Below are 11,947 nucleotides of genomic sequence, written 5' to 3'. Positions count from 1 at the left end.
GCCGTCAGCCCTGATCCGTCGGCTGGAACAGCAGGGCGCGCACGTCGGCGTCGAGCAGGCCGGCAACCTCGATGCGCTGGATCATGCCCTGAGCGTCGCGTTGCAGCGGGCCAAGGTAATCCGCCTGGCCAGCCTCCAGGCCGCTGGCCTTGAAGGCTTCGCTGGGCAGGCGCAGGGTGTCGGTGGCCTGCTCGAGAATCAGTCCGAGCACCGGTGACAGCTCGCCCAGTTGCCGGTCGAAGCGCACCAGCACCACCCGGGTACTGCTGCGTGGCCTGGCCGGGCGGTCGAGCACGCGGCGGCTGAGGTCGATCACCGGGGTCATCTTGCCGCGATGCTCGAACAGCCCGGCCACCCAGGGTGGCGCTTCGGGAACCTGTTTCAGACGGCGCAGCGGCAATACCTCGACCACCTCGCTGGCAGGAAGGGCGTAGCGATCCTCACCGAGCTGGAACTGCAGGTGCAGTTCGCCCTTCGCTGCTTTGCTGGAGGCCGGCATGCTCAGACCTTGAAACGGCTGACGCCAACGCGCAGGTTGTTGGCCACCTGGTTGAGCTCGTCGATGGCCGCGCCGGCCTGGCGCAACGAATCGACGGTCTGGCTGCTGGCTTCGCCGAGCTGCACCAGCGCCTGGTTGATCTGTTCGGCGCCGATGGATTGCGCCTGCATGCCTTCGTTGACCATCTGGATGCGCGGCGCCAGGGCCTGCACCTGCTGGATGATCTGGCTGAGCTGGTCGCCCATCTGCGCCATTTCGCCGATGCCGCGGCGCACTTCCTCGGAGAACTTGTCCATGCCCATCACGCCGGCCGATACGGCGGACTGGATCTCGCGCACCATCTGTTCGATGTCGTAGGTGGCCACGGCCGTCTGGTCGGCCAGTCGGCGCACTTCCACCGCGACCACGGCGAAGCCCTTGCCGTACTCACCGGCTTTCTCCGCCTCGATGGCAGCGTTGAGCGACAGCAGGTTGGTCTGATCGGCCACCTTGACGATGGTGGTGACCACCTGGGTGATGTTGCCGGCCTTCTCGTTGAGGATCGACAGTTTGCCGTTGACCACGTCGGCGGCGCCCATGACCTGATGCATGATTTCTTCCATGCGGGCCAGGCCCAGTTGGCCGGTGCCGGCGAGAATCGAGGTCTGCTCGGCGTTGTCGGAGACTTCGCCCATAGTGCGCACCAGGTCGCGCGAGGTGGCGGCGATTTCCCGCGAGGTGGCGCCGATCTCGGTGGTGGTGGCGGCAGTCTCGGTGGCCGTGGCCTGCTGCTGGCGCGAAGTGGCGGCGATCTCGGTGACCGAGGTGGTCATCTGCACGGCCGAGCGCTGGGCGTTGCCGACCAGATTCTTGAGCTCGCCCACCATGCTGTTGAAGCCCAGCTCGATGGCGTTGAATTCGTCACGGCGATGCAGGTCGAGCTTCGCCGACAGGTCGCCGCTCTCAAGCGCCTTGAGGCCTGTGACGATGCGATTGACCGGTGTGGTGATGGCGCGCATCAGCAGCCAGCCGCAAACGGCCGAAGCCAGAATGGCCAGCAGAAGGGCGATCAGCAGAGCCAGCTCCAGTACTCGAACTTCGTCACGGATCACGCTGGCGGCCTGTTCGGATCGCTGGCGATTGCGCTCAATCAAAGTATCCAGCGAGCCCTGCGCCTGGTCCCAGAGAGGGGAAAGCCGTCCGGCAGCGAATTGGCGGGCCTGCTGCGGGTTACCTTGTTGCAAGTGCTGGATCAGCTGTTCATGCGCTCGCAGGTACTGCTGATATAGCTGGTTGAATCGATCAACCAGCGCGCGTTCATCGGTGTCGCTGATCGTGGCCGTATAGCCACCGAGCAACTGATCGAGACGTTCCTCTATCTCGGTGAACTGGACATTGGTCTGGACTTCCGTTTCGGAATTGTCCACGGCGTTGAGCAGTAGACGTTGTGTGTCCAGTATGTGCCTGTCCCATTCGCCTTGGGCCTTGCTGATGTAATACGCGCCAGGCACCGAATCGCTGAGCATATGGTCGGCTTGCCCCTCGATCTGCACCAGCCGTGCATATGAGGCGCCCGCCAGCAGGACCAGAATGGCGATGATCAGCAGGAAGCTGACAATGATTCGATTGCGTACGGTCAGGTTCATCATATCCATTGGCCTGGCAGGTCAGTTTTGCTACTCGATTACAGCATATCGGCGCGTGGCCGTTTTGCCCGGGTGTAACGAATGTGTACCGGTTGCCTGGCGAAAGGCAATAAAAAAGCCGGCTTGTGGCCGGCTTTTCGGAGGTGTCAGGGCTTACTTCTGGTATGCCGCGACTGCCTTGTTGATCAGGCCGCGGGCGTCTTCAGCGCCGCCCCAGCCTTCTACCTTGACCCACTTGCCCTTCTCGAGATCCTTGTAGTTCTCGAAGAAATGCTTGATCTGCTCGATCAGCAGCGCGGGCAGGTCGGTGTATTCCTGAACGTCCTTGTACAGAACGGTCAGCTTGTCGTGCGGAACGGCAACCAGCTTGGCATCGCCGCCGGCTTCGTCACTCATGTGCAGTACGCCGACCGGACGGGCGCGGATCACCGAACCCGGCGCGACCGGATAAGGGGTCACGACCAGCACGTCGAGGGGGTCACCGTCGTCAGCCAGGGTGTGCGGGATGAAACCGTAGTTGGCCGGGTAGAACATCGGGGTGGCCATGAAACGGTCGACCATCAGGCAATCGGTGTCATGGTCGATCTCGTATTTGATCGGCGCATGGTTGGCCGGGATTTCGATGGCGACGTAGATGTCGTTCGGCAGGTCTTTGCCAGCCGGGATCTTGCTGTAGCTCATGGGTGAACTCCCAGGGAGGGCCAAAAAAGTGGGGCGCATTATAGGCGTATTCGCATGGCGTTACTACGCCGGGTGAATCAGCCATTGGTCGCGGTTTCGACCGTCCGGTAGTCGGGGTGTTCCGCCTGCAGCCGCTGCAATCGGGCAAGGGTGTCCTGGCGGTAGAACAGCGACAGTTGCCGGTAGACCTCGGGGAAGGCCGTGGCCAGCAGATCCGGGGCGCTGAAGAAATATTCACTGGTCACGGCGAAGAATTCCGCCGGGTCTTCGGCGGCGTACGGGTCGATGGCGGTTTCCGCCTCGGGGTTGGCATCCAACTCGGCGTTGAGCGCGTCATAGGCGCTCTGCATGGCGCTTGCCCAGTCCTGTACGCGCATGTCGCGGTGCAGCGGCGGCAGGCCGTTGGCGCTGCCTTCGAGCATGTCCAGCTTGTGCGCCAACTCGTGGATCACCAGGTTGTAGCCTTCCCAGCCGCCGCTGGTCTCGACGCCGGGCCAGGCCAGGATCACCGGACCTTGTTGCCAGGCTTCGCCGCTGCGCGCGTCGTCCCACTCGTGCTCGATGCCGCTGGCATCGCGGTGGCGCTGCGGGCTGAGGAAATCATCGGGGTAGAGCACGATCTCGTGAAAGCCCTGGTACCAGTCCAGATCGCCCAGGTGCAGCAGTGGCAACTGCGCCTGGGCGGCCAGCAGCAGTTGCTCGACCTGGCCGAGCTGCAGGCCGGGCAGGGCCGTCAGGTGCTTGTCATGCAGGAACAATACGGCGCGTTCGCGCAGTTGTTGCTCTTCGCGCTGGTCGAGGCCATCGAGGATCGGCAGACGCCTGCGTACTTCGGCCCAGTGATTGGGGTCGACAGGGTTGCGTTCGAGGGTGCGACGGCGGCGCCAGGCCTTGAAGGACCACATGCATGGAGGCTCGTTGGGAAGACTGCGTCACGATAAGGGCGCGTGTTTCTCGCCACAAGTCGGTCGCGCACAGGGGCGCCCAGCGCGATCAGTCCGAGTTGATGGGGAGCACGTAGTTCTTGAATTGCTCGTCCTCGATGAAGCCGATGGACTCGTAGACCTTCTGCGCCACCTCGTTGTCGCGGTTGGTGGCGACGCGCATGCGCACGGCATTGGTTTCGCGGGCCATCTGCTTGGCGGTATGCAGCAGGCGGTCGGCGACCAGCTGGCGGCGGGCATCCTCGGCCACATAGATGTCGTTGAGAATCCACACGCGCTTGAGCGACAGCGAGGAATAGCTGGGATAGAGCTGGCAGAAGCCAAGCAGCTTGTCTTCATCGTCGGCCAGGGCTAGGTAGATCACCGATTCCTTGCGCCGCAGGCGCTTCTCAAGGAATTTGCGCGACGACTCGGGGTAGGACAGCTCGTTGTAGAACTCGCGGTATTTGACGAACAGCGGGGTCAACAGGTCCAGGTGCTCTAGGGTGGCTTGGACGATGCGCATGGTGGGCCTCGGCTTCTCTGTGTAATGGGGCAGAAGTGGCGATGCAGCTGTTGTGCCAGCGGGTCGGTCGATGCTGCCTCAAAGCCAGTTGAAAGTGCAATCCAAGCAAGCGTTTGATTTCGTGGTCGGGCAACTTGGTCTACGCGCCTTTGTCTGAACAGGGCGCAGCAGCCGCCCGGTGGGCGCTGTGCTAACCTGCGGCCATCGCTTTAAGCCCTATGAGTAGGGCTCCTTAAGAGGTCATCAATGCACATCCATATTCTCGGCATCTGCGGCACCTTCATGGGCTCGCTCGCGGTGCTGGCCAAGCAACTCGGCCACCGCGTCACCGGCTCCGACGCCAATGTCTACCCACCCATGAGTACCCAGCTCGAAGCCCAGGGCATCGAACTGATGCAGGGCTTCGATCCGGCGCACCTGCAGCCGGCGCCTGACCTGGTGGTGGTCGGCAATGCCATGAGCCGCGGCAACCTGGCGGTGGAGTATGTACTCAACAAGGGGCTGCCCTACGTGTCCGGCCCGCAGTGGCTGGCCGACCATGTACTGCAGGGCCGCTGGGTGATGGCGGTAGCCGGTACTCACGGCAAGACCAGCAGCTCGAGCATGCTGGCCTGGGTGCTCGAGCACGCCGGCATGGCGCCGGGGTTTTTGATCGGCGGCGTGCCGCAGAACTTCGGCATTTCCGCGCGCCTGGGCGATACGCCGTTCTTCGTGGTCGAGGCCGACGAGTACGACAGCGCTTTCTTCGACAAGCGCAGCAAGTTCGTCCACTACCGCCCGCGCACGGCCATCCTCAACAACCTGGAATTCGACCACGCGGACATCTTCCCGGACCTGGCGGCGATCGAGCGGCAGTTTCATCACCTGGTGCGCATCATCCCGAGCGAAGGCCTGGTCATCCATCCGGCCAGCGAAACCGCACTGACGCGGGTGATCGAGATGGGCTGCTGGACGCCCGTGCAGACCACCGGCGAAGGCGGCCAATGGCAGGCGCGCCTGCTCAGCGCCGATGGCTCGCGCTTCGAGGTAAGCTTCGACGGCAAGGTCGAGGGTATTGTGGAGTGGAACCTGACCGGCCGGCACAACGTTGCCAACGCCTTGGCCGTGCTCGCGGCGGCGCGCCATGTCGGCGTGGTGCCGGCGCTGGGCATCGAGGCGCTGGGCCAGTTCATCAACGCCAAGCGGCGCATGGAGAAGGTCGCCGAGGTCGGTGGTGTGACTCTCTTCGACGATTTCGCCCATCACCCCACGGCCATCGCCACCACGCTCGATGGCCTGCGCAAGCGCGTCGGCGACGATACTCAGGTGATTGCCGTGATCGAGCCGCGCTCCAATTCGATGAAGCTCGGTGCCCATCGAGACGGTCTAGCCGAGTCGGCCGAACAGGCCGATGCCGTGTTCTGGTACGCTCCGCCCAATCTCGGCTGGGACCTGGCGGCCACCGTAGCGCAGGCGCGCAACCCGACGCGTGTGTGCGACTCGCTGGAGTCGATCATCGATGGGGTGAAGGCCCTGGCGCGCCCCGGCACCCAGGTGGTGATCATGAGCAACGGTGGCTTCGGCGGCCTGCATGGCAAGCTGGCCCAGGCCCTGGCCTGACGCTGGCCGTAGGGCGGGTGGAACCCGCCAGGCATGAAAACCGGCGGGTTGCTCCCGCCCTACGCAGTCGAAGTCGCGCAACGCAGCATAAGCAAGCGCAGCAGATTTGAGAGTGAATTTATGAGCGGCCCTGAACGCATCACCCTGGCCATGACCGGCGCCTCGGGCGCGCAATATGGCCTGCGCCTGCTCGATTGCCTGGTGCAGGAGGAGCGCGAAGTGCACTTCCTGATTTCCAAGGCCGCGCAATTGGTCATGGCCACCGAAACCGACGTGGCACTGCCCGCCAAGCCGCAGGCGATGGCGCAGTTCCTCACCGAATACACCGGCGCAGCGCCTGGGCAGATCCGCGTCTATGGCAAGGAAGACTGGATGGCGCCAGCCGCCTCCGGCTCCGGCGCGCCCACTGCCATGGTGGTGGTGCCGTGCAGCACCGGCACCCTGTCCGCCATCGCCACCGGCGCCTGCAACAACCTGATTGAACGCGCCGCCGACGTGGCACTGAAGGAGCGTCGTCAGCTGATCCTGGTGCCACGCGAAGCGCCGTATTCGAGTATCCATCTGGAGAACATGCTCAAGCTGTCCAACCTCGGCGTGACCATCCTGCCGGCATCTCCCGGTTTCTATCACCAGCCGCAGACCCTGGATGATCTGGTGGATTTCGTGGTTGCGCGTATCCTCAACTGCCTGGGCATACCCCAGGACATGCTGCCGCGTTGGGGCGAGCATCATATGGTGTCGGACGAATAGGGAGATCGATGTCCATGGCCATTCGTTACCTGCTGGGCTGCCTGTTGGCCCTGTCGCTGATGCCTGCTGCGCAGGCGTCGATGCGCTGCGGCACTACGCTGATTAGCGAGGGCGATCTGACGGTGGACGTCCGACGCAAATGCGGCGAGCCCGACCACCGTGAGGTGATCCCACCCAGCAGCCCGCAGGGTGGTGGGGTAACGGTGGAGCAGTGGGTCTACGGGCCAAGCAACGGCATGTATCGTTACCTGCGCTTTCTCGACGGCAAGTTGGTCGAGATTCGGGTCGCGCGCGGATGAGGCGAGGGCTGGTCGTAGGCTTGGCGCTGCTGAGCCTGAGCGGCTGCGCCACCGTGCGCACATTGGACGCAGCCAAGCCAGGTGCGCCGGTGGTCTACGCCGGCACGCGGCTGGACTGGTACACGATCAATGGCGGTTGCTGCCCGCTGGACCGTTTCGGTGCCGAGGCGCCGCGTTATGCGGGATTGGATCTGCCCGGCAGTGCGCTGCTCGATACCTTACTGCTGCCGTTTTCCCTGGCCACCGCGCTGGGTGTCAACCTTGGGGTTAGCGGTGGGTTGTAGGCCAACGCGATATGCCCCCCTCTGATAGTCCAGCCCCGGATTGCATCCGGCTGCAGAAGACTCCGGTGCCTGGAAATTCGTAGCCCGGATGCAATCCGGGAAATGCCTCGGTGCGCGTGCTGTTCAGCAGGTCTCGGTCTCCACTTCCTGACACACGTCTATCCATTCGGCATCGACCAGCTCGGCCATGCGCCGCGGGGCGATGCGCACGGCGCTATGAGTAGCGCCGGCGGCCGGCAGCACCTCGTCGAAGGCCAGCAGCGAGCGGTCGCAATAGACGCTCAAGGGCGTGGCCAGACCAAACGGGCAGACGCCGCCGACCGGGTGGCTGGTCAGCTCGATCACCGTCTGCGCATCGAGCATGCGCGCCTTGGCGCCGAAGCATTCCTTCATCCTGCGGTTGTCGATGCGTGCGTCGCCACGAGCAACGATCAGCACGTCGCGTTCGGCGATGCGAAAGGCCAGGGTCTTGGCGATCTGGCCCGGCGTCACGCCATGCGCTTCGGCCGCCAGCGCCACGGTAGCGGTGCTGGACTGCAGTTCGATGATCGCGATATCAGGCGCCTTGGCGGCGAAGAAGGCGCGTACAGAGGCCAGGCTCATGAAGCGGTTCCCAGGGTGTCGAGGTGGGCACGACACGCTGGCCAGTCTGATGCTGACCAGGCGCAGCCCCTTCCCGGGGCGCTGGTGTGGTCGTGACCACGGCGAAATACAAGCGGCTATGCTCGCGCTGCATGGCCGGCACGTCAAGGCCCGATGGCATCAGTTTGCCAGCAGATGAGCCGCTTTTACCGCCTCATCGAGCCCGTAGCGGCCTTTTTCGTCTCGCGTCACCCGTCCCATGGCCACGTCTGGGTCGTGGGTGAATACCAGACGGCCGCCGCGGGCGATCAGGTCGGCCAGCAGCGCCTCCTTCTCCTCGATCAAGCCTTCGGGGAAGCGGTCATAGCCCATGGTGATCGGCAGGTGCACCCAGGGCGCACCGGGGATCAGATCGCCGGGAAATACCACCGGCCCGCCTGGCATGGTCACTTCCGGCAGCAACTGGCCGGGCGTGTGGCCATCGCTCCAGTGCAGGCGCCAGTCCGGGCCGAGCAGCTCGCAGCGGTCGGTTTCATCGATCAGCAGCAGGCGGCCGCTGTTTTCCAGCAGATCGAGCAGTTCCGGGATATAGGAGGCTCTATCCCGGGCGTGTGGATTGCAGGCGCGCTGCCATTGGCGCCGGCCGGTGAGGAAGCGCGCGTTGGGAAACAGCAGGCGCGCGGGTTGATCCGCCCGCCAGGCGGCGAGCAGGCCGCCGGCATGATCGAAGTGCAGGTGGGTGAGCACTACGATGTCGATGTCGGCATCGCTCAAACCGACCTTCGCCAGCTCGTCGAGCAGCACGTGGTGGTCTTCCTGCACGCCGAAGCGCTGTTTCAGCTCGGGGCTGAAGAAGGCGCCGATGCCGGTTTCCACCAGGATGTTGCGCTCGTCTTCCTGCACCAGCAGGGCGCGGCAGCCCAGATCGATGCGGTTCAGTTCGTCGGCCGGCATCCAGCGCTGCCAAAGGGCCTTGGGCGCGTTGCCGAACATGGCGCCGCCATCGAGTTTCTGGCTGTTGCCGGTCAGGGTGGTCAGGGTTCGCATGGTTCTCTCTTGTTCTTGTCCGTTCGCGGCGATTGTTTCAGCGTTCGATGGCCAGGGCCACACCCTGGCCGCCGCCGATGCACAAGGTGGCCAGGCCGCGGCGGGCATCGCGGCGCTGCATCTCGTGGACCAGGCTGACCAGGATGCGGCAGCCGGATGCACCGATGGGGTGGCCGAGGGCGATGGCTCCGCCGTTGACGTTGACCTTGGCGCTGTCCCAATGCAGTTCGCGGCCGACGGCGATGGCCTGGGCGGCGAAGGCTTCGTTGGCCTCGATCAGGTCGAGCTGTTCCAGGCTCCAGCCGGCGCGCTCCAGCGCCTTGCAACTGGCGAATACCGGGCCGATGCCCATCACCGCCGGATCGACCCCGGCGCTGGCGTGTGCGGCGATGCGCGCAAGGATCGGCAGTTTTAGTTCGTCGGCCTTCTCGACGCTCATCAGCAGCGCTGCGGCAGCGCCGTCGTTGAGCGTCGATGCGTTGCCGGCGCTCACCGTGCCGTCATTCTTGAACGCCGGACGCAGCTTGCCCAGGCTGTCCAGGCTGGTGCCGGCGCGCGGTTGTTCATCCTGGGCAAAACGCAGCGGTTCGGCGCCGCGTTGGGGGATTTCCACCGGGACGATCTCGCTAGCGAAGCGTCCGGCGTCGATGGCGGCCTGGGCACGCTGCTGCGAACGCAGGGCGAAGGCGTCCTGCTCGGCGCGGGTGACGCCGTACTGCTCGGCCAGATTCTCGGCGGTGATACCCATGTGGTAATTGTTGAAAGCGTCCCACAGGCCGTCCTGGATCATCGTGTCGACCAATTGCGCATGTCCCATGCGCAGGCCGCTGCGGGCGCCGGGCATGACATAGGGCGCCAGGCTCATGTTCTCCTGGCCGCCGGCGATGACGATCTCGGCGTCGCCGCCACGAATGGCCTGAGCGCCGAGGATCACCGCCTTGAGGCCGGAGCCGCAGACCTTGTTCAGGGTCATGGCCGGCACCGTATGCGGCAGACCGGCGAGCAGCACGCTCTGCCGGGCCGGGTTCTGCCCGGAACCTGCTGTGAGCACCTGGCCGAGAATCACCTCGTCGATCTGCTCGCCTGCAATGCCGGTGCGGGCGAGCAGTTCGCGGATCACCGCGGCGCCCAGTTGCGGCGCGGGTATACGGCTCAACGCACCCTGAAAGCTGCCGATGGCGGTACGGCAGGCGGCGACTATCACGACTTCACGCATAAGGACTCCTCGTCGGCTGGGCGGGGCCAGCCGAGGCTCGAATAAAAAAGCGCGACGCCGAAGCGCCGCGCAACACGCTCAACCTTGTAGGGTCGCCGGCTCGGCGGCGGGTTGCATCCGCCCTACGCTTAGAACTGTTCGGCAGCCAGACCGTAAAGCGGCTGGCTGCCGGCACGAATGCTCGCCTCCAGGCTCAGGGTGCGTGGTAACAGACGAGCAAAGAAGAACTCCGCGGTGGCCAACTTGCCGCCGTAGAAGGCGTCGTCCTCGCTCCGTTTGTTCTGCGCCACGGCCGCCATGCGCGCCCACATGTAGGCATAGGCGACGTAGCCGAACAGGTGCAGGTATTCCACCGAAGCAGCGCCGACGGCGTTGGGCTCGCTCTTGGCCTGCTCCAGCAGCCAGCCGCTGACCGCCTCCAGGCGCTCCAGGGCCTCGATCAGGCGATCGCCGAAGGGCGATTCATGGGCATGGGCGAAGTCGCGCACTTCGCCGGCGAACAGGCGCAACGCGGCACCTCCGTTGGCCACCACCTTGCGCCCGAGCAGGTCAAGCGCCTGGATGCCATTGGTGCCTTCGTAGATCTGCGCAATACGCACGTCACGCACCAACTGCTCCTGGCCCCATTCGCGGATATAGCCATGGCCGCCGAATACCTGCTGGCCGTGCACGCAGCTTTCCAGCCCGGTGTCGGTGAAGAAGGCCTTGGCCACCGGGGTGAGCAGAGCGACCAGGGCTTCGGCATTCTGCCGCTCGCTGGCGTCCTCGGCGTACTTGGCCAGGTCGAGCTGCTGGCCGACGTAGCAGGCAAAGGCCCGGCCGCCCTCGTTCAGCGCCTTCATGGTCAGCAGCATGCGACGCACATCAGCGTGGACGATGATCGGGTCGGCGACCTTGTCGCGGTTCACCGGGCCGGTGGCGGCGCGGCTCTGGATGCGCTCGCGGGCGTAACTGACGGCCGACTGATAGGACGCCTCGGCGCAGCCGATGCCCTGGATGCCGATGGACAGGCGCTCGTAATTCATCATGGTGAACATCGCCGCCAGACCCTTGTTCACTTCACCGATCAGGTAGCCGGTGGCGCCGTCGAAGTTCATCACGCAGGTAGCCGAGGCCTTGATGCCCATCTTGTGCTCGATGGAGCCGCAGCTCACCGCGTTGCGCGCGCCGAGGCTGCCATCGGCATTGACCATCACCTTGGGCACCAGCAACAGCGAGATGCCCTTCGGCCCGGCCGGTGCGTCCGGCAGCTTGGCCAGCACCAGATGGATGATGTTCTCGGTCAGATCCTGCTCGCCGCCAGTGATGAAGATCTTGCTGCCTGTGACCTTGTAGCTGCCGTCCGCCTGCGGCTCTGCGCGGGTTCTGATGATGCCAAGGTCGGTGCCGGCATGGGCCTCGGTCAGGCACATGGAACCGGCCCAGCGGCCTTCGTACATCGGCGGCAGATAGGTAGTTTTCAACTCTTCGCTGGCGTGGGCGTCGATGGCCAGGCAGGCGCCCGAACTGAGAGCGGAATACAGCGCGAAGCTGGAGCCGGCGGCGTAGAGCATTTCCTCGAAGGCCACGGCGAGCATCTTGGGCATGCCCATGCCGCCGTACTGCGGGTTGCCGGACAGGCCCACCCAGCCGCCTTCAGTGTAGGTGGCATAGGCCTCGCGAAAACCCGCTGGGGTGCGCACGTCGCCATCGACCCACTGGGCGCCTTCCTCGTCGCCGCTGCGATTCAGCGGAGCGATCAGGCTGCCGGTGACCTTGGTCGCTTCTTCTAGGATGGCGTCGGCGGTGTCGGCATCGACGGTTTCTGCCAGGGCCGGCAGACGTGCCCACAGGCTCGGCGCCTGGAAGACTTCATGGAGGACGAAGCGCATATCGCGCAGCGGGGCGTTGAATTCGGGCATGGTGCAACCTCGACA

Annotated in this window: 13 protein-coding genes; 4 read left to right on the top strand and 9 right to left on the bottom strand. The window is 64.7% G+C overall.

Annotated elements, in window-relative coordinates; all coding sequences use genetic code 11:
- Window positions 1-4 precede the first annotated feature (4 nt).
- From B3P22_RS15485 to B3P22_RS15465, 5 genes are all read right to left on the bottom strand, one after another.
- On the bottom strand, window positions 5-499 hold the full coding sequence (locus B3P22_RS15485; RefSeq protein WP_296271591.1) for a chemotaxis protein CheW: 495 nt from the start codon (window positions 497-499) through the stop codon (window positions 5-7).
- A gap of 2 nt (window positions 500-501) precedes the next feature.
- On the bottom strand, window positions 502-2,127 hold the full coding sequence (locus B3P22_RS15480; RefSeq protein ID WP_296271590.1) for a methyl-accepting chemotaxis protein: 1,626 nt from the start codon (window positions 2,125-2,127) through the stop codon (window positions 502-504).
- Window positions 2,128-2,277: 150 nt separating this feature from the next.
- On the bottom strand, window positions 2,278-2,805 hold the full coding sequence (gene ppa / locus B3P22_RS15475; RefSeq protein WP_197855527.1) for an inorganic diphosphatase: 528 nt from the start codon (window positions 2,803-2,805) through the stop codon (window positions 2,278-2,280).
- Window positions 2,806-2,882: 77 nt separating this feature from the next.
- On the bottom strand, window positions 2,883-3,710 hold the full coding sequence (locus B3P22_RS15470; protein WP_296271589.1) for a zinc-dependent peptidase: 828 nt from the start codon (window positions 3,708-3,710) through the stop codon (window positions 2,883-2,885).
- A gap of 88 nt (window positions 3,711-3,798) precedes the next feature.
- Entirely contained in the window at window positions 3,799-4,254 is a 456-nt protein-coding gene (locus B3P22_RS15465; protein ID WP_296271588.1) for a GNAT family N-acetyltransferase, read from the bottom strand.
- A gap of 246 nt (window positions 4,255-4,500) precedes the next feature.
- On the opposite strand from B3P22_RS15465, the gene mpl reads away from it, so the two are divergent.
- The 4 genes from mpl (at window position 4,501) to B3P22_RS15445 (ending at window position 7,186) form a co-directional block, all read left to right on the top strand.
- Complete coding sequence (gene mpl / locus B3P22_RS15460) at window positions 4,501-5,853, top strand: UDP-N-acetylmuramate:L-alanyl-gamma-D-glutamyl-meso-diaminopimelate ligase (RefSeq protein WP_296271587.1); 1,353 nt, start codon at window positions 4,501-4,503, stop codon at window positions 5,851-5,853.
- Window positions 5,854-5,973: 120 nt separating this feature from the next.
- Window positions 5,974-6,603, top strand: a complete 630-nt coding sequence (ubiX, locus tag B3P22_RS15455) for a flavin prenyltransferase UbiX (RefSeq protein ID WP_148119056.1) — start codon at window positions 5,974-5,976, stop codon at window positions 6,601-6,603.
- A gap of 14 nt (window positions 6,604-6,617) precedes the next feature.
- Complete coding sequence (locus B3P22_RS15450) at window positions 6,618-6,902, top strand: DUF2845 domain-containing protein (protein ID WP_296271586.1); 285 nt, start codon at window positions 6,618-6,620, stop codon at window positions 6,900-6,902.
- Window positions 6,899-7,186, top strand: a complete 288-nt coding sequence (locus B3P22_RS15445) for a YceK/YidQ family lipoprotein (RefSeq protein WP_296271585.1) — start codon at window positions 6,899-6,901, stop codon at window positions 7,184-7,186. The genes B3P22_RS15450 and B3P22_RS15445 overlap by 4 nt, the downstream gene beginning before the upstream one ends.
- Window positions 7,187-7,309: 123 nt before the next feature.
- Here B3P22_RS15445 and B3P22_RS15440 read toward each other — a convergent pair whose 3' ends face one another.
- The 4 genes from B3P22_RS15440 to B3P22_RS15425 all read right to left on the bottom strand — a co-directional run bounded on the left by B3P22_RS15440 (window position 7,310) and on the right by B3P22_RS15425 (window position 11,932).
- Window positions 7,310-7,789, bottom strand: coding sequence for a YbaK/EbsC family protein (locus B3P22_RS15440; RefSeq protein ID WP_296271584.1), 480 nt, complete (start codon window positions 7,787-7,789; stop codon window positions 7,310-7,312).
- 159 nt (window positions 7,790-7,948) lie between these two features.
- Entirely contained in the window at window positions 7,949-8,815 is an 867-nt protein-coding gene (locus B3P22_RS15435; RefSeq protein ID WP_296271583.1) for an MBL fold metallo-hydrolase, read from the bottom strand.
- Between the two features lie 37 nt (window positions 8,816-8,852).
- On the bottom strand, window positions 8,853-10,031 hold the full coding sequence (locus B3P22_RS15430; protein WP_296271582.1) for an acetyl-CoA C-acetyltransferase: 1,179 nt from the start codon (window positions 10,029-10,031) through the stop codon (window positions 8,853-8,855).
- A gap of 128 nt (window positions 10,032-10,159) precedes the next feature.
- Window positions 10,160-11,932, bottom strand: a complete 1,773-nt coding sequence (locus B3P22_RS15425; RefSeq protein ID WP_296271581.1) for an acyl-CoA dehydrogenase C-terminal domain-containing protein — start codon at window positions 11,930-11,932, stop codon at window positions 10,160-10,162.
- Between the last annotated feature and the right edge of the window lie 15 nt (window positions 11,933-11,947).

Origin of the sequence: Pseudomonas sp. UBA6323 (genome assembly GCF_002439135.1) — a bacterium.
GTDB lineage: Bacteria > Pseudomonadota > Gammaproteobacteria > Pseudomonadales > Pseudomonadaceae > Aquipseudomonas.
Note: the sequence above shows the minus strand (reverse complement) of the source record. Positions and strands in the feature narration are given on the sequence as shown.